General features: G+C 58.4%; 21 protein-coding genes. 11 read left to right on the top strand and 10 right to left on the bottom strand.

Annotation, left to right across the window (positions count from 1 at the left end; translation table 11 throughout):
- Positions 1-19 precede the first annotated feature (19 nt).
- A complete protein-coding gene (locus ACR0AJ_RS15685; RefSeq protein ID WP_170350538.1) occupies positions 20-373 on the bottom strand; it encodes a 4a-hydroxytetrahydrobiopterin dehydratase in 354 nt (117 codons plus the stop codon).
- 7 nt (positions 374-380) lie between these two features.
- The gene (gene phhA / locus ACR0AJ_RS15680; protein ID WP_170350539.1) at positions 381-1,181 is read right to left on the bottom strand and encodes a phenylalanine 4-monooxygenase; all 801 of its coding nucleotides are present in this window, start codon (positions 1,179-1,181) and stop codon (positions 381-383) included.
- A 109-nt stretch (positions 1,182-1,290) separates the two neighbouring features.
- Here phhA and ACR0AJ_RS15675 point away from each other — a divergent pair, with 109 nt between their 5' ends.
- On the top strand, positions 1,291-1,758 hold the full coding sequence (locus ACR0AJ_RS15675; RefSeq protein ID WP_368040019.1) for an Lrp/AsnC family transcriptional regulator: 468 nt from the start codon (positions 1,291-1,293) through the stop codon (positions 1,756-1,758).
- Positions 1,759-1,839: 81 nt separating this feature from the next.
- Positions 1,840-2,262 carry a tellurite resistance TerB family protein gene (locus ACR0AJ_RS15670; protein ID WP_170350540.1) on the top strand — a complete coding sequence of 141 codons (423 nt, stop codon included), beginning with the start codon at positions 1,840-1,842 and terminating at the stop codon, positions 2,260-2,262.
- Between the two features lie 2 nt (positions 2,263-2,264).
- On the opposite strand, the gene dacB is transcribed toward ACR0AJ_RS15670, so the two are convergent.
- The 3 genes from dacB to ACR0AJ_RS15655 form a co-directional block, all read right to left on the bottom strand.
- Positions 2,265-3,743 (bottom strand): D-alanyl-D-alanine carboxypeptidase/D-alanyl-D-alanine endopeptidase, encoded by a 1,479-nt coding sequence (dacB, locus tag ACR0AJ_RS15665; RefSeq protein ID WP_480741292.1) that lies wholly within the window; start codon positions 3,741-3,743, stop codon positions 2,265-2,267.
- A 66-nt stretch (positions 3,744-3,809) separates the two neighbouring features.
- Positions 3,810-4,430 carry a nicotinate-nucleotide adenylyltransferase gene (locus ACR0AJ_RS15660; protein ID WP_480648207.1) on the bottom strand — a complete coding sequence of 207 codons (621 nt, stop codon included), beginning with the start codon at positions 4,428-4,430 and terminating at the stop codon, positions 3,810-3,812.
- Between the two features lie 32 nt (positions 4,431-4,462).
- Complete coding sequence (locus ACR0AJ_RS15655) at positions 4,463-4,825, bottom strand: MOSC domain-containing protein (RefSeq protein ID WP_480741290.1); 363 nt, start codon at positions 4,823-4,825, stop codon at positions 4,463-4,465.
- Positions 4,826-5,068: 243 nt separating this feature from the next.
- Here ACR0AJ_RS15655 and ettA point away from each other — a divergent pair, with 243 nt between their 5' ends.
- The 5 genes from ettA to ACR0AJ_RS15630 all read left to right on the top strand — a co-directional run bounded on the left by ettA (position 5,069) and on the right by ACR0AJ_RS15630 (position 9,550).
- Positions 5,069-6,736: an energy-dependent translational throttle protein EttA gene (ettA, locus tag ACR0AJ_RS15650; RefSeq protein WP_170412802.1), complete on the top strand. Its 1,668-nt coding sequence runs from the start codon at positions 5,069-5,071 to the stop codon at positions 6,734-6,736.
- Entirely contained in the window at positions 6,733-7,479 is a 747-nt protein-coding gene (locus ACR0AJ_RS15645) for a hypothetical protein (protein WP_170350545.1), read from the top strand. The genes ettA and ACR0AJ_RS15645 overlap by 4 nt, the downstream gene beginning before the upstream one ends.
- Before the next feature lie 146 nt (positions 7,480-7,625).
- Entirely contained in the window at positions 7,626-8,381 is a 756-nt protein-coding gene (locus tag ACR0AJ_RS15640) for a sulfotransferase family protein (protein ID WP_480741289.1), read from the top strand.
- 210 nt (positions 8,382-8,591) lie between these two features.
- Positions 8,592-8,798 carry a cold-shock protein gene (locus tag ACR0AJ_RS15635; RefSeq protein WP_170350547.1) on the top strand — a complete coding sequence of 69 codons (207 nt, stop codon included), beginning with the start codon at positions 8,592-8,594 and terminating at the stop codon, positions 8,796-8,798.
- Positions 8,799-8,989: 191 nt separating this feature from the next.
- Positions 8,990-9,550, top strand: coding sequence for a L,D-transpeptidase (locus tag ACR0AJ_RS15630; RefSeq protein WP_170350548.1), 561 nt, complete (start codon positions 8,990-8,992; stop codon positions 9,548-9,550).
- On the opposite strand, the gene ACR0AJ_RS15625 is transcribed toward ACR0AJ_RS15630, so the two are convergent.
- Positions 9,551-10,210: an arylesterase gene (locus ACR0AJ_RS15625; protein ID WP_480663376.1), complete on the bottom strand. Its 660-nt coding sequence runs from the start codon at positions 10,208-10,210 to the stop codon at positions 9,551-9,553. It lies immediately after the preceding gene.
- A 26-nt stretch (positions 10,211-10,236) separates the two neighbouring features.
- Here ACR0AJ_RS15625 and ACR0AJ_RS15620 point away from each other — a divergent pair, with 26 nt between their 5' ends.
- Complete coding sequence (locus ACR0AJ_RS15620) at positions 10,237-10,932, top strand: ABC transporter ATP-binding protein (RefSeq protein ID WP_480638762.1); 696 nt, start codon at positions 10,237-10,239, stop codon at positions 10,930-10,932.
- Positions 10,929-13,457: an ABC transporter permease gene (locus ACR0AJ_RS15615; protein WP_480741287.1), complete on the top strand. Its 2,529-nt coding sequence runs from the start codon at positions 10,929-10,931 to the stop codon at positions 13,455-13,457. Before ACR0AJ_RS15620 ends, ACR0AJ_RS15615 begins: the two co-directional genes overlap by 4 nt.
- Before the next feature lie 2 nt (positions 13,458-13,459).
- Here the strand turns inward: ACR0AJ_RS15615 and ACR0AJ_RS15610 are convergent, their stop codons facing one another.
- Positions 13,460-13,906 carry an RrF2 family transcriptional regulator gene (locus ACR0AJ_RS15610; RefSeq protein WP_170350551.1) on the bottom strand — a complete coding sequence of 149 codons (447 nt, stop codon included), beginning with the start codon at positions 13,904-13,906 and terminating at the stop codon, positions 13,460-13,462.
- 94 nt (positions 13,907-14,000) lie between these two features.
- Here ACR0AJ_RS15610 and ACR0AJ_RS15605 point away from each other — a divergent pair, with 94 nt between their 5' ends.
- Positions 14,001-14,612, top strand: coding sequence for a gamma-glutamylcyclotransferase family protein (locus tag ACR0AJ_RS15605; protein ID WP_170350552.1), 612 nt, complete (start codon positions 14,001-14,003; stop codon positions 14,610-14,612).
- Positions 14,613-14,638: 26 nt separating this feature from the next.
- Here the strand turns inward: ACR0AJ_RS15605 and gltX are convergent, their stop codons facing one another.
- Together gltX and ACR0AJ_RS15595 are read right to left on the bottom strand one after the other, a co-directional pair.
- Positions 14,639-15,964, bottom strand: coding sequence for a glutamate--tRNA ligase (gltX, locus tag ACR0AJ_RS15600; protein WP_480648196.1), 1,326 nt, complete (start codon positions 15,962-15,964; stop codon positions 14,639-14,641).
- 59 nt (positions 15,965-16,023) lie between these two features.
- Positions 16,024-16,458: a DUF1801 domain-containing protein gene (locus ACR0AJ_RS15595; RefSeq protein ID WP_480648194.1), complete on the bottom strand. Its 435-nt coding sequence runs from the start codon at positions 16,456-16,458 to the stop codon at positions 16,024-16,026.
- A 116-nt stretch (positions 16,459-16,574) separates the two neighbouring features.
- Here ACR0AJ_RS15595 and ACR0AJ_RS15590 point away from each other — a divergent pair, with 116 nt between their 5' ends.
- Positions 16,575-17,507, top strand: a complete 933-nt coding sequence (locus ACR0AJ_RS15590; RefSeq protein WP_480648192.1) for an MBL fold metallo-hydrolase — start codon at positions 16,575-16,577, stop codon at positions 17,505-17,507.
- A gap of 3 nt (positions 17,508-17,510) precedes the next feature.
- Here the strand turns inward: ACR0AJ_RS15590 and ACR0AJ_RS15585 are convergent, their stop codons facing one another.
- Positions 17,511-18,839 carry an NAD(P)/FAD-dependent oxidoreductase gene (locus tag ACR0AJ_RS15585; protein WP_480648190.1) on the bottom strand — a complete coding sequence of 443 codons (1,329 nt, stop codon included), beginning with the start codon at positions 18,837-18,839 and terminating at the stop codon, positions 17,511-17,513.
- Positions 18,840-18,924: the final 85 nt, after the last annotated feature.

Genomic DNA, 18,924 nt, shown 5'->3' with positions numbered 1-18,924 from the left:
TCCTGTATGGAAGGCTGATCTATATGGTCAACTGGTCCAGTTTGGCCGCCCAGATGAAATCATTCTCGCTTAGACCACCAATTTCATGCGTGGTCAGTCTGACATCCACATAACCCCAGCCAAAGGTGACATCCGGGTGGTGCCCCTGCTGATCGGCGAGCCACGCGCAAAGATTGGCCAGATAGGTCGCCTTGGCGAACCCTTTGAACTTGTAGTGACGGCTCAGTTCTTTCGCATCAGCGTCCAAATTCCAATCGGGCGAAAGCTCCGCCATGTGCGTGTTCGCCTCATCCCGCGTCAAAGCTGGAACGCCACCTGAACAGGGCACACAGGTTCGGTCCGATAGGCTGCAGGTTTCTCCTGTTAGTGTCATGATCCGTTCACTCCGCTGCGGTTGCCTTTTCCGGGAACTTGTTTGGCAACAATCCCAGGGATTGTGCCTGCCGCACGTCTGCCAGCAAATCGCGGTCGGCGGCGGCAAAAAGTTCCTCGGGTGAGTTTAGCACGAAATAGCCCATCTGATGCATATCGATCCGATAAGGCGTGCGCAGGATCGTCAGTACATCGAACGGATCCCGATCAGGAATGTCGCTTTCGACGGCATAGACAAGCTCTGTCGGCGAGGACGCCAACCCCGACCCCAACGCCTTGATCACACCATCCTGACGACGCAACCCAAATTCGATCGAAAACCAATACAGTCGGATCAGCCAGGCATAGTCCTTGTCATCAGCCTGCACGCCTGCCTTGCCGATGGCATGGCTGAACGCCGCAAAGCGTGGATCGCTCAGCAGCGGGGTATGACCGAAAATTTCATGAAAAATATCCGGTTCCTCAATGTAATCGAAATCCTCGCGTGACCGAATAAAGGACGCAGCGGGAAACACCTTATCTGCCAGCATGCCAAAGAATGTCTTGAACCCGATAAGCGCTGGCACAGGCTGAACCCGCCAGCCGGTCATGTCCAACAGCCGTTCCGAGATATCCGCGCATGAAGGCACGCGGGTCATTGGCAAGTCCAGCCTTTCCAACCCTTCAAGATAGTCTCGCGCCATAAAACGCTGCACGTTCTCTGCTTGCGCAGCATAGAGGTCAGCCCAAACGGCGTCCTCTTCTTCTGTATAGGCGATATGGCCGCGTTCATCGGCCACTTTGGCGATGTATTTGGTCGACTTTGGCATCTGCATTCCCTCCGCAGGAAAAGTATAGCCACGCGACTTGAAGGTTTTGATTTGGACAATCGATGGTTTCTGATTATTTTGGCAAATATATATCGAAAGGTGACAATTTGTGAAACAAACCATCCAACCTGCTGATATCGCCATCCTGCAAGAGCTGCAGACCAATGGCCGCCTGTCTATGCAAGACCTTGCCGACCGAACCGGTCTTTCCGCCTCGCAATGTTGGCGGCGCGTACGCGATCTTGAGGCATCCGGGGTGGTATCAGGCTACATTGCGCAGGTGCGGGCCAAATCGGTCGGGCTGGACGCCATTGCCTATGTTCACGTCGCATTGCGCGATCACCAAGAGGACAGCATCAACTCATTCCTGCGATTGGTCGAAACCGAGCCGCAAATCGTCGAATGCGCCTCAATCACCGGAGACCACGACTTTATCCTAAAGGTTTATGCCAAGACGCCCGAGGACCTTGAACATTTCATCATGCAACGGCTGCTGAAATCCGGCCTTGTCCGCGACACGCGCAGCAATTTTGTGCTGCGCCAGACCAAAACACGCGGCCCGTTGCCCATTCTCTGATCGGTCAGGGGCAAAATCCGTTGAACCTGCCCGCCAGCCCTCCTATCGTGCGAGCGCAAAAAGCCCAATCAGGACGACACCATGACCGAACAAGTACCCCACCCGATGTCCCCACAGGATTGCCTGGTTGCGATCATGGTCGCGGTCTCTGCATCGGATGAAACCATTCGCACGGCCGAGTTGGTCAAGATCGAAGGCGCCGTCAACATGTTACCTGTCTTTGCCGAATACGATATCGACCGCACGCGCCGTGTATCTCAGACGGTGTTCGACCTGTTCGAGCAAGAGGACGGGCTGGATGCACTTTTCGGCCTGATCCGCGATAACCTTCCCGAGCGGCTGAATGAAACGGCCTATGCGCTGGCTTGCGATGTGGCCGCTGCGGACGGGTCGCTTGCGGAAACCGAACTGCGCCTGCTGGAAGAAATCCGCTACGAGTTGAGCATTGACCGTCTGCACGCCGCAGCGATCGAGCGTGGCGCACGGGCGCGCCACACGACCTGATCCTAGCTGCCCTGTAACGACCCCCAACGTTCGATCAACGCGCGTTGCAGCTTGCGCGACCTGTTGTTCCAGCTGCGCGCGCCTTCCGGACGCTCGCGCAGCGCACGGGGAATGGTCGCGCGGTGATCAACGTCAGCGGTAAAGATGGCAAAGGCCAATTCAGAGCCATCCGGTGCAGTTATGAAGCCGCCCAATCCCGACACGAAATTCAGCGTCCCGGTCTTTGCGTCTACTTTGATCGGGTGATCCTTGACCGGCCGTCCCTGACGGTCCGCCAGGGTAAATTTCTTGAGCAAGGGCCGCAGCGCGCCGTCCTTGCGCGCCGCCACCAGCGCGGTAACCAAATCCGCGGGTGCCACGCGGGACGCATCGCCAAGCCCCGAATGATCCACCATCGCAATCCCGGTCACACCATAGGTCTCGACCGCCCAGCGATTCATTTCAGCGGCGGAATCGGCGAGGCTTTGCATATTTGCCCCACGGGCTTTCGAAGCCATCATACCGACCAATTCGGCCGTTATGTTGGTCGAATATTTGAGCATACCGCGCAGAATACTTTCCAGCGGATCACTCTGATGCACCACCAAAACAGTGCCCTGCGGGGTCTGCCGCGTGATCTGTACGCGCCCCAGCACAATGCCATTTGCCCGCGCCAGAGTCCGGAAAACATCCCCCGCATAAAGCGCAGGTTTGCGAACGGGCAGCCAACGCGCGCCACCATTGCCCAGCGCACCGCGGGCAACGGTCCAGCGATCCTGCCGCGCACTTGGCTGATAGGTGTATATCGGCAAACTGCGCTTTTCGACCTGCATCGACGCCATATCCACAGACGGAGTATATCGGGCGGTGCGCGCATCCATACTCACGTCATAACTGGCACCAGCGCGCTTCCATTCGAAATGGACGCGATTGAAATTGAGTGAGATGCCGCTGATGGCCGGGCTATAACCCAGATGATCCGGCTGCCCGGGGTCAATGCTGAACACATAGGGCAACGCTCCGTCATAGACCATGAACGCCCCGCGCACCTCGGTGATTCCGGCCTCGCGCAGATTGGCGGCCATCGTGGCCAGATCATCTGTGTCCAGCAACGGGTCGCCGCCACCAACAAGGATCAGGTCACCATCCAACACGCCATTCTCAATCGGCCCATCCGCCATCAACGCGGTTTCAAACCGATAATCCGCGCCCAGAACATCCAGCGCATAAAGCGCGGTCAGTGCTTTGGCGACACTGGCGGGCGGCAGGCCCTGATCGCCGCCAAACGCCTCAACCTGCATACCGGTCTCTGCATCAGAGACTGCAAACACAACCTCCCCGCGCAACCCGGCGGACTGGATAAGGCGCTCTGCCCCGCTGGGCAGGTCCCCCCGCAGTTGCGGTCGCAAGGATTGAACAGGCGCGTCGGCCAACGCTGAGCCCGACGCAATAGAGGCCCCAAGGCCCGCAAGAAACAAACGACGCGAAATACGATCAACCATGGGTCAATTAAAATCCCAGAGATCACAGGCAAACAACCACTGAATGTGATTATGCCCGCATGGGGGCTATTCAGGCAACACCCCTCCATCCCAGCCACCGCGTGTGCGAATCTCGGTCGAGCTGACATCGACCATCGGTACATTCACGAAACACCACGCCGGTGCCTGCGCACGCCCCAGCAAATGCCGCGCTTGGCCGTCAATGCGATATCGAGCGTAAAGCCGCGCCGCAGGCGACATCCGTGCCGAGATCCGATCCCCCGGCCGTGCGACAACCCCCACCGGCACGCTGTCCATAATCAGCCGCCAATCCTTCCAGTGATGAAACTGCGCCAGATTGTCCGCGCCCATCAGCCAGACAAACCGCACCTGCGGATAAAGTTTTTGCAAGGCCGCCAGCGTATCCGCCGTCGCCCGCGTCCCGGTCAGCGCCTCGATATCCGTCACCTCGACCTTGGGGTGCTGCATGACGTCCCGCGCCGCCTTGATGCGCCGCTGTAGCGGGGCAGGTCCACGCGCCTTTAACGGATTGCCCGGAGACACCAGCCACCAAACCCGATCCAGCCCAAACGCCTTCATCGCTTCAAGCGAGACATGCACATGTCCCTGATGCGGCGGATCAAAAGACCCGCCGAACAGACCAACGACCTGGCCAGGCCGTGCATATGGAATATCGCTTCGCAACATCCTTTGCTGATGTTCAGAACTGAAGCGGCTTGTCAATCAACCGGTTGCACCAGATCGCCCAGCCGGACCCCTCCGGACCTGATGACCTCGGCGCACCATCCCCCGTGCCCACGCACGGCGGAATAGCCGCCCTTGCCCAGCGCCTCCTCCATCCGGCTGCACGGCGCGCAGATGACAGTGAATCGCAGAATAGCCTCCCCCACCTGCACCTCCCGCCCCTTGAGCGCCGCCAGATTGATCCCCGAAACCACCAAGTTGCGCCGTAGGATGTCGGCGGCAACCGGCCCTTGCCCCAAGTAGGAACCAATCGCCGCCAGATGTTCTTGCTGGATCAGAGTCACAGCCCTTTTGCCAGCGCGACCCCGGTCGCCCTCTAGGCCGTCTGCTGAAATCATAATATTATCAACCGCGCGCATTTCTTTGCAGCGCTCAGGTCGCAATCCAATCCAATCGACACAACCCGGCTTGGCCCAGCCAGCTATCAATTCCGCCAAATTCGACATTTTAGCTCCCACTCAGCGAATAGATCTAACTAAATTCGACGCCATTAGAAATTCACAAAACCACCAGCTTGCCCCGCCCGCCCCGCTTAGATATCTAGCGTTTCAACCCAATTTCCCCGACCCAGAGGACGCGACATGGCCGCCTATCAATATGTCTACCACATGCAGGGTGTCTCAAAGACCTATCCCGGTGGCAAGAAGTGCTTTGAAAACATCCACCTGAGCTTTCTGCCTGGCGTGAAAATCGGTGTTGTCGGCGTCAACGGTGCGGGTAAATCGACGCTGATGAAGATCATGGCCGGCCTCGACACCGATTTCTCGGGTGAGGCATGGGCGGCTGAGGGCGCCAAGGTCGGTTATCTGCCGCAGGAACCCCAGCTGGATGAATCGCTTTCAGTCCGCGAAAATGTCATGCTGGGCGTGGCCGCGAAAAAGGCCAAGGTCGACCGCTTCAACGAGATCGCCATGGAGATCGCTGAGAACTATTCGGACGAGTTGATGGAGGAAATGACCACTCTGCAGGACGCGATCGATGCGGAAAACCTCTGGGACCTCGACAGCCAGATCGACGTCTCGATGGAGGCGCTGCGCTGCCCGCCGGACGACGCCAACATCGCCAACCTTTCCGGTGGTGAGAAACGCCGCGTGGCGCTCTGCAAACTGCTGCTGGAAGCGCCCGACATGCTGCTGCTCGACGAACCGACCAACCACCTGGACGCCGAAACTATCGCCTGGCTGCAACAGCACCTGATCGACTACAAGGGCACCATCCTGATCGTCACCCACGACCGCTATTTCTTGGATGATATTACGGGATGGATCCTCGAGCTCGACCGCGGCCGCGGCATTCCGTACGAGGGCAACTATTCCGCATGGCTGGAACAAAAAGCCAAGCGGTTGGAGCAAGAAGCGCGCGAAGACAAGTCCAAGCAGAAGACGCTGCAGCGCGAGCTGGAATGGATGCGCCAGGGTCAGAAGGCCCGTCAGGCCAAATCCAAGGCGCGGATCAACGCCTATAACGAGCTGGCCGAACAGTCCGAACGCGAAAAGCTTACCCGCGCCCAGATCGTCATACCCAACGGCCAGCGCCTTGGTGGCAAGGTTATCGAGGTCGAAAGCCTGTCGAAACACATGGGCGACAAGCAACTGATCGAAGGTCTGGACTTTGCGCTGCCCCCCGGCGGCATTGTCGGCGTCATCGGCCCCAACGGCGCCGGTAAATCGACCCTGTTCAAGATGCTCACCGGTCAGGAACAGCCCGACAGCGGCACCATCACGCTAGGCGACACGGTTGAGCTGTCTTATGTCGACCAGTCCCGCGACGACCTGAAAGACAACGACACCGTGTGGGAGGCGATCACCGGCGGTGCCGAGATCATCCAGTTGGGCGACGCGCAGGTCAATTCCCGCGCCTATTGCTCGTCCTTCAACTTCAAGGGCGGCGACCAGCAGAAGAAAGTCTCGCTGCTGTCCGGGGGTGAGCGAAACCGCGTCCACATGGCCCGTCTGTTGAAAGAGGGTGGCAACGTCCTGCTGCTCGACGAACCGACCAACGATCTGGATGTCGAAACCCTGCGCGCGCTGGAAGACGCCCTGGTCGATTTCGCCGGCTGCGCGGTGGTCATCAGCCACGACCGTTTCTTCCTGGACCGTATCTGTACGCATATACTGGCCTTCGAAGGTGATGCCCATGTGGAATGGTTCGAGGGCAACTTCGAAGATTACGAAGAGGACAAGAAGCGTCGTTTGGGACCAGATGCGCTGGAGCCCAAGCGGTTGAAGCACAAAAAGTTTGCGCGATGAACGGTTTCATCGAAGCACGTATAGACAAATGGATGCGCAGCGTACGCAAAAGGCTGGCCCCCCGGCGTTTGAAGCGCATCCCGCAAAACGCGCCGGAAAATTGCGTCATCGTCGCCAGCAATGGCCGGTCAGGTAGCACAATGACCTTTCTGGCCCTTGCGGATTCGCTAAGAGACGTTGATAGGGAAGCTGCGAAAAAATCGAACTTCATCGCCCGGCTGGACGACGCTACATTTCACGCGCCGTGCGTGTACAAGACACACGATTACCCTCAGCCCCTCTCTTCATGGCCCGAGAACACTCGGGTCGTTTTTTGTTTTGGGTCTGCTAAGGATTCCGCGTTTTCCGTCTATTCCGCGCTGGACAGATACGGTGCAGATTGGATCGACCTGCATTTTCATCACCTGCATGCCACCGGTACCTATGACGAACTGTTTCAGCGTGATGTGCTGCAGCAGGCGCGGCAGATCAAGGAATGGGTGACATATGAAGACGTGCCTGTTCTGTGCGTTCACTATGACGCGCTTTGGGAATATCAGGAAACCATCTCGCGCTTTACTGGATTGGACTTCAGGCCCCCTGAACGGCGCGAGCGTGTGCCAAAGGACATTCCGGCAGAACTCAAAGCTGCAGCCGATCTTGTTTACGATCCGATCGACGACGTGATCGAACACCTGCCACGGTGTTTTGTTGCGTCCAAACAATACCGAATGACTGTCGAAGAACTACCGATTTCCAACTGAAGACCGCAGATCAAAGCACCCTGACTGGATGTTCGACGATGCATCACCCAGGTCAGACCAGCTTGGCAATTGGAAAAAAGTGGGTCAGGTTGCAACTGTTGGTCACATCGCAGCCGCAGCAGACGAGTAACAAAAGGACAATATTTGTGAGAGTGCTTTTCTCAAAGGGGCTTGTTTTCATATCCAAGCCACGCTGTGGTTCCACATCAATCCGCAGACATCTGGGCCCTTTTCTTTCAAAGGATGACGGTGATTTTGCTGTCGATGTGGCCAAAACGGTCGAGCATTTTCACCCGCATGATACGGCGCCCTATGTCAAAGCAAAGCTGGCAGAGTTGTACCCGGATCACCCAAAGCTGACCTATTTCATGACCATCCGTAATCCGGTTGATATGCTCTGGTCATATTATCGGTTTTTTCGACCTGATGCTGATTGTCTCTACAACTATCAATCCGATTGGAATGAAAACTCGACAATCGACTTTGAAGAATGGATTCAATTCGGCAAAGTTGGCATGAACCCTGCCTGGCAGGAACTTGCGCCCAAATGGATTTCGACCCAGAATCTTTCCCCGCTCAGCCTAGAAGCACATGCCATCGACCGCGCAGGTGTCAACCACGTCAAAAACGTGTTTCAGCTTGAAAACACTGAGAAACTGAACAGGTGGCTAACCAGCAAGCTGGAAAATCGTAGATTCCCAGCTTTGTCCGAGGCTTGGCGGTCTCGCAGACTTAAGCCACTTACCAGCGCCAAGAACAAACAAAAGGCGCTTCCACACGTTAATCAATCGGATGGGGTTGGAAAGGCCGCAAGTGATCAACGACCCGTTGTTCTGTCAGACCAAAGTCTGAAGGCGATCCGAACAATGTTTCCTGAGGAAAGCAAGATTTACAAGATTTGACTCGCCCTTAACCGAACGGCCAATTGCCTACTGAAGGATATCGCCTTCAGCACTCTCTTGCCCTGCGCTTGTGCAAATGCCATATCTGACGGGCACACGTTTTTCTATTTCGACCTACTGTCTCCTTCTACGGCGCTCAGTCTATCGATACAGACAACGACGCCGGGCTGCCGCAACACCGTGGGCAGCACTAAACAGGAGACAACGGATATGCCCGCAGGCACCGTAAAATGGTTCAACACCACCAAAGGCTATGGCTTTATCGCACCCGAAGATGGCGGCAAAGACATCTTCGTACACATCTCAGCTGTCGAGCGTTCGGGTCTGACCGGCCTGGCCGACAATCAGAAAGTCACGTACGAGCTGCGCTCGGGTCGTGACGGCCGCGAAAGCGCCGACGACATTCAGTTGGCGTAAGTCAATGAAAGGGCAGAGCATTTCTCTGCCCTTTTCCTTACTGGACGACCACTTTTGCGTTTGACCATCATCCGCAAGTGTGTCCCGGCGAATACATCACAAACAGGTTACTTCTCTCCGGCGATTGACCAGATCGGCTATCATTCCGACATTAGGGTCAAGAATTTTGTGTTTTGTTGAAGAGAGCTGCCATGTTCACGCGCCGTACTTTCCTGACAGCAACTGCTGCCACCAGCCTTTTGCCCGGTGTTGCAATCGCAAAGCAAAAAGCTGTCGAATACGATCCCACGCCGCAATACGTACGGATCAAGAAAGAGTTTTTGCCGGGTCAGTTGCTTGTCGTTCCCCGGTCCTTCTACCTCTACTACGTTACCGAACCGCGCAAGGCGGTCCGCTATGGGTGCGGGGTGGGTAAAGCGGGGTTGGAATTCACCGGCACCGCCACGATCGACGTCAAGAAGGAGTGGCCGACCTGGCGCCCGACTGATGAGATGATCGAACGCGAACCCGTCACCTATGCCAAGTTCAAGGACAATGACTATGTCCAACCTGGTGGAGGCGACAATCCATTGGGGGCGCGGGCGCTGTATTTGTTCCAGAACGGTGTCGATACCTATTTCCGCATTCACGGCACCACGCAGCCGCAAACCATTGGGCGGGCAGCATCCAACGGCTGTATTCGCATGCTGAATTCACATGTGGTCGATCTGTATGAACGTGTGCCCATCGGCACCGTGGTCACTGTCGTCTGATCACTGCCGCGTGGCGTTCACAAGCTCCAACACGTAAGGACCTAGGTTCTCAACGATCAAGGTCACACCTGCGGCGTTCGGATGAATGCCATCTGATTGCATGTAGTTGCGGGCGGCGCCCGGATCGCCCCCGGCTGTCAGCCCAGCAAAGAAACTGGGCACATAACCCGTTTCATACGCAGTCGCCAAGTCGGGATAGATCGCGTCAAACGCTTCTTTGTAATCCGCCCCATAATTCCCCGGCGCTTGCATGCCGACCAGCAGGATATCGACCTCCGAGCTGTCTGCCACTTTTACAATTGCCTCAAGATTACTGCGCGACACTGCCGGATCGATCCCCCGCAGCAGATCATTACCGCCCAGCGCCACGATCATACCATCCACGTCCGGCGTCAAAGTCCAGCCCACGCGCGCGGCGCCTCCGGCTGTGGTATCGCCGGATACACCGGCGTTGATCAGGCGTACATCCGCGCCTTGTGCCCTCAACCACCGGTCCAACTGCGGTACAAACCCGTCCTCTTCCGGCAACCCATAGCCTTGTGTCAGGGAATCGCCTAAGGCTGCGATTACGACCTGTTCAGCTGTGGTTGCAAAACCGCAGCAGACAAATATCACCGACAACAAAGCCTTGCGCACCATCAGAACCGCTCCATATCCCATTTGACCGCCTTCATTTGGAAAGACCTATGACGACACCTGTTCTTTCGCTCCAAAATGCCGCTTTGTCGCTGGATGGCAATGCCGGGCGGGTCAATATCCTGCATGACATCTCCCTGACCGTGGCCAAAGGTGAGACACTGGGTCTGGTGGGGCCCTCCGGGTCGGGCAAATCCTCGTTGTTGATGCTGATGGGCGGGCTGGAACTGGCGACGGCGGGCAAGATCACCGCCCTTGGCAACGATCTGACAGAAATGGACGAAGACGCCTTGGCCCGTTTTCGGCGGGACACGATGGGGGTGGTGTTTCAGAACTTCCACCTTATCCCGACCATGACCGCGCTGGAAAACGTGGCCACGCCGCTGGAACTGGCCGGCCACAGGGATGCGTTCGACAGCGCCGAGGCCGAACTGGAAGCGGTCGGCCTGTCCCATCGGCGCGATCATTACCCGGCGCAATTGTCGGGGGGTGAACAACAACGGGTGGCGCTAGCCCGGGCATCGGCCCCGCGACCGCAGATATTGCTGGCGGATGAACCCACGGGAAATCTGGACGATGCAACTGGTGCCGCCATTGTCGATCTTCTGTTTGGTCTGCGTGACAAACACGGCGCAACACTGGTTCTGGTCACGCACAGCCACAGTCTGGCGCGCAAATGCGACAGGGTCGTGCGGTTGCGAGACGGAACGATTGCCGAAGACGTTCAGCAAGAGGCCGCGGAATGAGCCTGCGGCTGGCTGGCCGTCTGGCCCGGCGCGAGCTGCGCGGCGGCCTGCGCGGTTTTCGGGTGTTTCTGGCCTGTCTTGCGCTGGGTGTTGCCGCCATCGCCGCCGTTGGATCGGTGCGTCAGGCCATCCAGACCGGACTTGCCCAGGAAGGCGCTGCGCTTCTGGGTGGCGATGCCCAATTGGAATTCACCTACCGCTTCGCCAATGAGGATGAGCGTGACTGGATGGAACAGACCGCAACGGCTGTGTCTGAAGTGGTCGACTTCCGCTCTATGGCCGTAGTCCAGCAAGGCGAGGAAGCCCAGCGCGCGCTGACCCAGGTGAAATCGGTGGATGCGGCTTATCCGTTGTTGGGCACACCCGTGCTGGACCCTGACCAAACGCTATCCACCGCTCTGGATGGTGATCAAAACCTGCCCGGAGCGGTCATGGATCCGGTGCTGATGGATCGGTTAGGTCTGTCCGTCGGAGACCGCTTTGCCCTTGGTACGCAAGAGTTTGCCCTGACCGCCGCCCTGATTCACGAGCCGGACGGGGCTGCCGACGGGTTCGGATTGGGACCGCGTACTTTGGTACGAACCGAAGATTTACAGGCGTCGGGCCTTTTGGCGCCGGGGACGTTGTTTTCCACCAAATACCGGCTGGCTTTGCCACCCGATACTGACCTTGCGGCCTTGTCCACCACAGCACAGCAAAGTTTCGACAGTACCGGTATGCGCTGGACCGATGCCCGCAATGGCGCTCCGGGGATCGCGAAATTCGTCGCCCGCCTCAGCGCCTTTCTGGTTCTTGTGGGACTGTCGGGTCTGGCGGTTGGCGGTATTGGCGTCTCTGCCGCCGTCCGGGCCTATCTGGGGCAAAAGACCGAAACCATCGCCACGCTGCGCACTTTAGGGGCGGATCGCGCGACGATTTTGCAAACCTACATGATCCAGATCGGTGTATTGTCCGGTATTGGCATCCTTATAGGCATAACTTTGGGTGGGCTACTTCCCCTGCTACTGGCCCCGCTGATCGAAAGCCAATTACCTGTCCCGGCGGTCTTCTCGCTTTATACGCGTCCGCTGGCCGAGGCCGCGCTATACGGGGTTCTGACGGCCTTCCTGTTCACCCTCTGGCCCCTGGCCCGCACCGAAGAAGTGCGGGCCGCGACCCTGTTCCGCGATGCGTTGTCTTCGGCCCACGCCTTCCCGCGCCCGGTATTCATCCTGGCGACTGGCATCGGGCTGGTCCTGCTGGTCGCATCAGCATCCTGGTTCAGCGGTTCGGCACGTCTGACACTCTGGACCAGCGGAGGGCTGGTCGGCGCGCTGCTTGTGCTGTCTCTGTCGGCTTTGGCAATCCGCAAGTTTGCCCGTTTCGGTGCCAAACCAGCACGTGGTCGCCCGGCCCTGCGATGGGCCTTATCGGCCATCTCGGACCCGCGCGAAGGGGCTGCGTCGGTCGTGCTGTCCTTGGGGCTGGGGCTTTCGGTACTAGCCGCCGTTGGCCAGATTGACGGAACCCTGCGCAATGCAATCGCAGGCAATTTGCCGGACGTGGCGCCATCCTATTTCTTCGTCGACATTCAAAAAGACCAGATGCCCGGTTTTACCGAACGGCTGAACGCTGACCCGGCTGTCACCCGTGTTGAAAGCGCACCGATGCTGCGGGGGATCATCACCCAGATCAACGGCCGCCCTGCCCGTGAGGTAGCTGGCGACCACTGGGTTCTAGACGGTGATCGGGGCGTGACCTATTCCGCCGCTCGGCCACAAAACACCCGCGTCACGGCAGGCGAATGGTGGCCGGATGACTATTCCGGTTCACCGCAGGTCAGTTTCGCGGCAGAAGAGGCCGAGGAAATGGGCCTGTCCCTAGGCGACGAGTTGACCGTAAATATCCTTGGCCGGGACATCACTGCCGAAATCACCTCACTACGCGAGGTCGATTTTTCAACCGCCGGCATCGGCTTTATCATGTCGATGAACCCTTCGGCGCTGGCCGGAGCCCCACACAGCTTTATCGCCACCGTCTATGCCGAAGAACAGGCCGAGGCTGCCATTCTGCGCGACCTGGCCGGGCAATATCCGAACATCACAGCGATCCGGGTGCGGGACGCGATTGATCGTGTCTCAGGCCTGCTGGCCGGGCTGGCGGCGGCGACCTCCTATGGAGCGGGTGTGTCTTTGCTGACCGGTTTCTTGGTCCTGATCGGGGCCGCCGCAGCAGGCGAAACCGCGCGCCGCTGCGAATCTGCGATCCTCAAGACATTGGGCGCAGACCGGCGGCGCATCTTGCTCAGCTTTGCGCTGCGTTCGATCTTGCTGGGCGCGGCCGCCGGATGTGTCGCCCTGCTGACCGGGATATTAGGGGGTTGGGCTGTGGCCACATACATCTTTGACACCGGGTTCACGGTCATCTGGAGTTCAGCCCTGGGTATCGTGCTGGCTGGAATCCTTGTGACACTGGGCGCAGGTCTGGTCTTTGCCCTGCGCCCACTGGCGGTACGCCCGGCCAGCATTCTGCGCGCCGCTGACTAGGATCAGCGCACGCAGGCCACCGGTTGCAGGATTTGCAACAGCTGTTCGTTGTCACAGACCAGCGCATCCAGCGTGATCTCGTCCAGCGAGGCATAGAAAACCTCGGCAGCGTCGCTAAGCGCCACCCGCAACCGACACGCATCGGTCAGTGGACAAGTATTGTCGGCATCGGCAAAACACTCGGCGATCGGTAAAGCGCCCTCGACATGGCGAAAAACCGACCCGACGCGAATTTCGTCAGCTGGGCGCGCCAGAGACATACCGCCATTGCGACCGCGCTGGGTGCTCAGGTAATTTAGCTGGCTCAATTGATTGATCACCTGTGCCAGATGGTTTTCCGAGATATTGCACACATCCGCAATCTCGGCCTTTGTCACCAATCGATCCTGATGCGCCGCACAATACATCAAAAGGCGCACTGCTATGTTTGTCCGTTTGGTAATCCGCATGTTGGCCTCCCAAATTTCAAGGTGGGACCTTATTGCATGTCTGGCAAAAAAGCGGTTTGACATACATCAATCGCTTAGAAGGACATGTAGGCGCATGGCGGACCCTTATTTCTTTGGCTATGGCAGCCTTGTGAACCTTTCGACCCATGATTTCCCCGATCCGCACCCGGCCCGGTTAAAGGGATGGCGGCGCGCCTGGCGCCATACCGATCTGCGCCCGGTGGCCTTTCTGACAGCAGTGCCGGACCCGGATTGTGAGATTGAGGGGATGATAGCTCATGTGCCGAAAAACGACTGGGCGGCGCTGGATGAACGGGAATGGGCTTATGATCGGGTGCCTGCCACGCAGGCGGTGACACACCCCCTGACCCATGACGTTGAAATTGCCGTCTATGCGGTGCCGCATGACCGTCATACCGCACCCAGCAACCACCACCCGCTGCTGCTAAGTTATATTGACGTGGTTGTGCAGGGTTATCTGCGTGCCTTCGGACCCGATGGAGTGGATCGGTTTTTTGCAACCACCGATGGTTGGGACGCGCCAATCCTGAATGATCGCGCAGAACCTCGGTATCCGCGCCATCAGCAACTAAAACCGGCAGAGACCGAATTGGTGGATGATCGTTTGCAACAGGTTTCGGCACAAGTGCTGCAGACCGGCCAACAAAAAAAGGCAGGCGGTTTGCCTGCCTCATTCGTGTTCTAGGCTGATTAATACCGGATCAGGTACATTCATCCGCGCGCGCGGATCACCTGCAGCAACGGCAGCAAGGTCGCCATTTCCGGGCCCCGCTCCATGCCGGTCAGCGCCTTGCGCAGCGGCATGAAAAGGCCCTTGCCCTTGCGGCCGGTGGCTTCTTTCACCGCCTTGGTCCATGCGCCCCATGTTTCACCATCGAAAGGCCCTTCGGGTAGCAGCGCAACGGCTTCGGCGATAAACTCACGGTCCTCATCCGCGATCAAGGGTTCAGCCCCGTCGCGGCACAGCTCCCACCAGCCTTTCAGATCGGCCAGGGTGGTGATGTTTTCGCGCGCCATCAACCAGAACGGCTCGGCCAAGTCGGCTGGAACGCCTGCGTCGGCAACGGCGTCGGCCACATCGGCCAGCGGCAGCGATTGCAGGTGCTTCGCCGTCAGCGGGAACAGGTCCTGCACGTCGAACTTTGTTGGTGCAGCCCCGAAACGGGTTACATCGAATCCTTCGATCAGTTCAGCCATGTCCGAACGCAACTCAACCGGATCGGACGAGCCCAGACGCGCCATCAGGCTCAGCAGAGCCATTGGTTGCACACCCTGTTCACGCAAATCGCGCAGGGCTAGCGTGCCCAGGCGCTTGGACAAAGCTTCACCCTGCGGGCCGGTCAGTAGGGAGTGGTGCGCAAAGCGCGGGCAAGTGCCGCCCAGTGCCTCGATGATCTGAATCTGCGTCGCGGTGTTGGTCACGTGGTCCGAGCCGCGCACAACGTCAGTAACGCCCATTTCGGTGTCGTCCACCACCGATGCAATCGTATACAGAACCTGACCATCCCCCCGGATCAGCACCGGGTCAGACACCGAGGCCGCATCGATTGAGATGTCGCCCAGAATACCATCGGTCCATTCGATCCGCTCATGATCCAGCTTGAACCGCCAGACACCATTACCACGCTCGGCCCGCAACGCGTCTTTCTCAGCCTCAGAAAGGTTCAGCGCGGCGCGGTCATAAACTGGCGGCTTGCCCATGTTCAGCTGTTTCTTGCGCTTCAGGTCCAGCTCGGTCGGCGTTTCAAACGCCTCATAAAACCGGCCCATCTCACGCAGTTTGTCCGCAGCTTCGGCATAACGGTCCAGCCGTTCGGACTGGCGCTCGACCCGGTCCCAATGCAGACCCAACCATTCCAGATCCTGCTTGATGGCGTCGACATATTCTTCTTTCGACCGCTCGGGATCGGTGTCGTCGATACGCAGAATAAATGTACCGCCTGCCTTGCGGGCGATCAGATAGTTCATCAAGGCGGTGCGCAGGTTGCCCACATGGATATAACCGGTGGGCGACGGGGCAAAACGGGTGGTGGTCATGGAGTTCTCCTGTTGGCGCGGCTCATGTCACAAAGGCGCGTTTTTGTCCAGCAGGGGTTTCAGGTCGGTTGCACCGGCCAGTGCCGATCCAAGTCTTTCAACCCGGCGCGGATCAGCTCGAAGAGCACATCCAGATCAATATCCGCCAGCTTGTTCACATAAAGGCAGGATTTGCCCAGTTTGTGCTTGCCCAGGCCCGTCAGAATATCCCCGAAATCCGCATAACCGGGCATGATATAGATCGACAGCGCAGATTTACGTGGGGAAAACCCGGTGGCCAGAAAATCACCCTCGCGCCCGGATTTATATCGGTAATGGTATCGCCCGTACCCGATCATCGACGCCCCCCACATAACAGGTGCAAATCCCGTCGCGTTACGGAATACTGCATCCAGTACCCGTGCCTCCTCGGCTTTTCGCGTTGGCTGTACCGCCGAAAGGAAACTCTCAACGCTTTGCCCTGTGGGGACGGTTTTGTTTACAGATCGCGCCATGAACAAAATTTAACACGTAATGTTCAACCACACAGCCCATGTCTTGAGTGTATAGAGTGGCAAGTGACCCTCTCCGCCCTACCTAACATCCTGATATTCTGACAGGGAGATCGAAAATGACCATCAAATTGACTCGCCGCGCGGCCCTAGGAGCCGCAGCAGCATTGCCATTCGCATCCGCCGCCGCCCCGGTTCTGGCCGCCGGGACCGAGACCAAGACCAATTCAACCATCGCCAAATCCTTTAAGTTGGGCGACTTCACCGTCACCACATTGTTGGACGGTAGCCTGCCCCGTGACGGCGCCAAGGATATCTTTGGCGGCGGCGCTTCGGACGAGGATTTCGCCAAGGTCTCAGCCGACAACTTCATCTCGCCCGAGGTGGCGCAGTTCTTTTTTACCCCAACACTGGTCAATACCGGGTCTGAGCTGGTTCTGTTCGACACTGGCCTAGGTCAGGGCGGCATTCAGGCCGCGCTGGCGGATGCGGGCGTGACGCCAGATCAGATCAATACCGTTGTGATCACCCATATGCATCCCGACCATATCGGCGGCATGACCACGAACGACGCGCCGACCTTCCCGAATGCGCGCTATGTCACTGCATCGCCTGAGTATGATTTCTGGGCCGCGCAAGACGCAGGCAACCGCGTCGGCGATCTGGTCGCAGCCAAAGTGACACCGCTGGCCGAAAAGATGACCTTTGTCGAAGACGGGGGCGAGGTTGCATCGGGCATCACCGCAGTCGCAGCCTATGGGCATACTCCGGGTCACACAGTTTACCACTTGGAAAGCAACGGGCAACGTCTGGTGCTGACCGCTGATTTGGCCAATCACTATGTCTGGTCTTTTGCCCACCCGGAATGGGAGGTGCGCTTTGACATGGACAAGGCGGCAGCCACTGCATCCCGGCGCAATGTGCTGGGCATGCTGGCCGCCGACAAGGTGCCTATGATCGGCTATCACATGCCGTTCCCGGCGGCCGGCTTTGTCGAAACGCGCGGTGACGGGTTCCGCTTTGTCCCGGTCAGCTATCAGATGATGGGCTAAGCCCTAGTATCCAGGGTCCGGCCGCACTATTGAGCCATCCGTGAAACGGGACAGGCGAAAAGCGGCCGGATCGACGCAAGGCGTGGTTTCGGCGACCAGGTCAGCCATCAGACGACCTGCTGCGGGGCCAATACCAAACCCGTGACCGGAAAAACCGGTTGCAATATACATTCCCGCCATCTCATCCACCCCCGAGATTACCGGCACCGCATCCGGTGTTACATCGATCATGCCCGCCCAGCTTTGTACAATCTCGGCCTGTTCAAGCGCCGGAAACGCATTGCGTGCTTTGGCCCATGCCTTGCGCAACACTTTTGACGACGGCTCGGGGTCCAGCACACGGCATTTTTCGAACGGCGTCACATCGGTTGGCAGCCAGGTCTGATCCTGCTGCGCCTCAGTGCGCCAGCGGCCCGACAATCGAAAGCGCAAAGACCGCCATTCCTGTTTAAAGGCAGGCAGGAACTGTCGACCCAGACGAAAGCTATCGGGCACGATATCAACCGTATTCTCACGACCGGACGCGATGCTATAGCCGCCATCGGCACGCTTTCGCATTGCGAATTCATCCGCCCAAAGCGCTGTTTCAGGACCCTCGACAGGTGACGTGCGCAGAACCGTGTTCAGTACCTTCAGTTGCGGCAGATCAATCCCGGCATTCCTGGCAAACAGACGTGACCACGCACCACCGGCCAGAACCACATAGTTACATGCCACCCGACCACGCTCGGTGAACACACCAGAAACGCGGCCATCCCTAAGATCGACACTGCGCACTGCGCAATTGGTCATCAGCACCGCCCCACGGTCCCGCGCCGCCTCGGCGATGGCGGGTGCGGCCCATTGCGGCTCGGCCCGACCGTCCTGCGGCATAAAAAGGGCGCAATCAAAATCCGCTGCAGTATCAGGCAGCATCGCGTCCAACTCACCCCCGGCCACCAATCTGGCACCGGTTTGCAACCCGTCGACATGGCGTAGCCAGCGTTCCAGATTTCCGCTGCTGCGTTTGCCCGAGGCGCCAAACAGGATGCCTGCACGGGTATAACCTGTCTTGCGGCCGGTCCGCTGATCCAGCCCTTGCCAAAGGTGCAGCGCCTCGACCATCAACGGGATTTCCCGCGGGTCGCGCATACCCAGACGCACCCATCCCCAGTTGCGCGAGCTTTGCTCGCCCGCGATCTGCCCCTTTTCACACAGCAGCACCGAAGCACCGCGTTCAGACAGTTCCAACGCGGTGGACGCGCCGATTATGCCGCTGCCAATGACAACCACATCCACGGTTTTGGGCAAGTGCAAATCAGGTTCGACGGGGGTTGGCTTGGGGCCGGGCATCAACCGCTCTTATTTCATGGCTCGAACCGCCATGAAGGCCCAGAGCGAGCGCGCAGGCAACGTGCCTTGTGCCGCAGGGGTGATG

The organism is Ruegeria sp. CJ9 (assembly GCF_056536625.1).
Note: the sequence above shows the minus strand (reverse complement) of the source record. Positions and strands in the feature narration are given on the sequence as shown.

What these genes read in the sequence shown, in the direction of transcription:
- ACR0AJ_RS15685 (WP_170350538.1), bottom strand. Translation starts at nt 373, where the DNA reads ATGACACTAACAGGAGAAACCTGCAGCCTATCGGACCGAACCTGTGTG.
- phhA (WP_170350539.1), bottom strand. Translation starts at nt 1,181, where the DNA reads ATGCCAAAGTCGACCAAATACATCGCCAAAGTGGCCGATGAACGCGGC.
- ACR0AJ_RS15670 (WP_170350540.1), top strand. Translation starts at nt 1,840, where the DNA reads ATGACCGAACAAGTACCCCACCCGATGTCCCCACAGGATTGCCTGGTT.
- dacB (WP_480741292.1), bottom strand. Translation starts at nt 3,743, where the DNA reads ATGGTTGATCGTATTTCGCGTCGTTTGTTTCTTGCGGGCCTTGGGGCC.
- ACR0AJ_RS15660 (WP_480648207.1), bottom strand. Translation starts at nt 4,430, where the DNA reads ATGTTGCGAAGCGATATTCCATATGCACGGCCTGGCCAGGTCGTTGGT.
- ACR0AJ_RS15655 (WP_480741290.1), bottom strand. Translation starts at nt 4,825, where the DNA reads ATGATTTCAGCAGACGGCCTAGAGGGCGACCGGGGTCGCGCTGGCAAA.
- ettA (WP_170412802.1), top strand. Translation starts at nt 5,069, where the DNA reads ATGGCCGCCTATCAATATGTCTACCACATGCAGGGTGTCTCAAAGACC.
- ACR0AJ_RS15645 (WP_170350545.1), top strand. Translation starts at nt 6,733, where the DNA reads ATGAACGGTTTCATCGAAGCACGTATAGACAAATGGATGCGCAGCGTA.
- ACR0AJ_RS15635 (WP_170350547.1), top strand. Translation starts at nt 8,592, where the DNA reads ATGCCCGCAGGCACCGTAAAATGGTTCAACACCACCAAAGGCTATGGC.
- ACR0AJ_RS15630 (WP_170350548.1), top strand. Translation starts at nt 8,990, where the DNA reads ATGTTCACGCGCCGTACTTTCCTGACAGCAACTGCTGCCACCAGCCTT.
- ACR0AJ_RS15625 (WP_480663376.1), bottom strand. Translation starts at nt 10,210, where the DNA reads ATGGGATATGGAGCGGTTCTGATGGTGCGCAAGGCTTTGTTGTCGGTG.
- ACR0AJ_RS15620 (WP_480638762.1), top strand. Translation starts at nt 10,237, where the DNA reads ATGACGACACCTGTTCTTTCGCTCCAAAATGCCGCTTTGTCGCTGGAT.
- ACR0AJ_RS15615 (WP_480741287.1), top strand. Translation starts at nt 10,929, where the DNA reads ATGAGCCTGCGGCTGGCTGGCCGTCTGGCCCGGCGCGAGCTGCGCGGC.
- ACR0AJ_RS15610 (WP_170350551.1), bottom strand. Translation starts at nt 13,906, where the DNA reads ATGCGGATTACCAAACGGACAAACATAGCAGTGCGCCTTTTGATGTAT.
- ACR0AJ_RS15605 (WP_170350552.1), top strand. Translation starts at nt 14,001, where the DNA reads ATGGCGGACCCTTATTTCTTTGGCTATGGCAGCCTTGTGAACCTTTCG.
- gltX (WP_480648196.1), bottom strand. Translation starts at nt 15,964, where the DNA reads ATGACCACCACCCGTTTTGCCCCGTCGCCCACCGGTTATATCCATGTG.
- ACR0AJ_RS15595 (WP_480648194.1), bottom strand. Translation starts at nt 16,458, where the DNA reads ATGGCGCGATCTGTAAACAAAACCGTCCCCACAGGGCAAAGCGTTGAG.
- ACR0AJ_RS15590 (WP_480648192.1), top strand. Translation starts at nt 16,575, where the DNA reads ATGACCATCAAATTGACTCGCCGCGCGGCCCTAGGAGCCGCAGCAGCA.
- ACR0AJ_RS15585 (WP_480648190.1), bottom strand. Translation starts at nt 18,839, where the DNA reads ATGCCCGGCCCCAAGCCAACCCCCGTCGAACCTGATTTGCACTTGCCC.